Genomic DNA, 253 nt, shown 5'->3' with positions numbered 1-253 from the left:
ATCCGCAAGCGGCCGGCCTGCGCAGTCGGCACACGCGCACCCTGGGCTTTATCCTGCCGGATCTGGAAAACCCCAGTTACGCGCGGATCGCCAAGTTGCTCGAACAAGGCGCGCGAGCTCGCGGTTATCAATTGCTGATCGCCAGCTCCGACGACGCGCCGGACAGCGAGCGCCAGTTGCTGCAACTGTTCCGCGCCCGTCGTTGCGATGCGCTGATCGTTGCCAGTTGCCTGCCGGCCGGTGATGACAGCTA

1 protein-coding gene is annotated in these 253 nt (G+C 64.8%); it reads left to right on the top strand.

All coding sequences use genetic code 11. The features are described from left to right. Nucleotides 1-253 (top strand): catabolite repressor/activator (locus AAEY83_RS16995; protein WP_351061001.1); only part of this gene is annotated, 253 nt, incomplete at both ends.

The organism is Psychrobacter sp. TB20-MNA-CIBAN-0197 (assembly GCF_040309765.1).
In the GTDB taxonomy this organism is placed as follows: Bacteria; Pseudomonadota; Gammaproteobacteria; order Pseudomonadales; family Moraxellaceae; genus Psychrobacter; species Psychrobacter submarinus.
This window is presented reverse-complemented; position numbering and strand designations above follow the sequence as displayed.